General features: G+C 26.3%; 2 protein-coding genes. Both read right to left on the bottom strand.

Features of this window, described 5'->3' with window-relative positions; genetic code table 11:
• Window positions 1-103 precede the first annotated feature (103 nt).
• Window positions 104-544, bottom strand: coding sequence for an acyl-CoA thioesterase (locus E6248_RS16285; RefSeq protein WP_316341808.1), 441 nt, complete (start codon window positions 542-544; stop codon window positions 104-106).
• A gap of 26 nt (window positions 545-570) precedes the next feature.
• Window positions 571-1,035, bottom strand: a complete 465-nt coding sequence (locus E6248_RS16280) for a GreA/GreB family elongation factor (RefSeq protein WP_316341807.1) — start codon at window positions 1,033-1,035, stop codon at window positions 571-573.
• Between the last annotated feature and the right edge of the window lie 48 nt (window positions 1,036-1,083).

Here is a 1,083-nt window from a genome sequence, read left to right as displayed (position 1 = left end):
GTTTTAAAGATACCCTTACAAAAAATCTATAAAGATTTTTTATAAGCATTCTTTCATTATTAAATTTTTTCATTCTTTAATTAATAAAATGATTAATATTTTATCATATTATTGAATTTTCATCGCATATTTTTTTATAATTAGTAAACATTTCATGTAGTTCAGGGAAGGATCTCTTTAATGAAAGAATTTTATTATCCTTTGACATAAAACAATGCTTACTTGTACCTGTACATCTAATTTCTTTAGTTTTTTTGTCTCTAATTACATAGTTAACAGTTAGTTTAATTCCTGTGTATTCGCCAACTGTAGGTATAATTTCTAAAACATCATTAAAGTGAGTCATTGATTTAAATTCACATTCAATACCTAAAACAGGACTGATTATACCTTTTTCTTCAGTTACATCATAGCCAACTCCTAATGCTTCCATTAGATATACACGAGCTTCTTCAAACCAACGAATATAATTACTATGATGTATTATACCCATTTGATCAGTTTCATAATAATGTGCTTTATGTTCGTATGTTATTAATTCCATAATATACCTCTCATAATTTTTATATCTTATAATATTTCAATAACCTCAACTGTATATTTATCTTCAGGAGCTATTACTTCAACAATATCCCCGACTTTCTTTCCTTTAAGTGCTAAGCCTAAATCAGATTCGATGCTTATACACATATTTTCAGGATCAGAATCCATAACTGTGACTAAAGTAACGATATCTTCAAATTCATCTTCAATGAATTTAATTTTAGCCTTACTATTTATTCCTAGGGTAGAATTATCTATTTCATCATCAGCTATAACAGTAGCTGTAGAAATCATATTTAATAAATATTGTATTCTATTATCATTTTCCCTATAGTTTGCACAAGCTTCTTTATATTCTGCATTTTCAGATCTATCTCCATGAGCAGCAGCTATGGCTTTTTCTTTAGCAATTTCAGCTCTTTTAACAGTCATTCTATATTCTAATTCTTCTCTTAACTTTTTTATATTTTCTTCAGTTAGAGTATTATTCATAATAATTAATCACCTCATAAAAAATATCATGATAACATTATATAATAT

This window comes from Clostridium sp. (genome assembly GCF_032552055.1).
Classification (GTDB): domain Bacteria; phylum Bacillota; class Clostridia; order Clostridiales; family Clostridiaceae; genus Clostridium.
Note: the sequence above shows the minus strand (reverse complement) of the source record. Positions and strands in the feature narration are given on the sequence as shown.

Coding starts and splice junctions, on each gene's coding strand:
- E6248_RS16285 (WP_316341808.1), bottom strand. CDS start 544: ATGGAATTAATAACATACGAACATAAAGCACATTATTATGAAACTGAT.
- E6248_RS16280 (WP_316341807.1), bottom strand. CDS start 1,035: ATGAATAATACTCTAACTGAAGAAAATATAAAAAAGTTAAGAGAAGAA.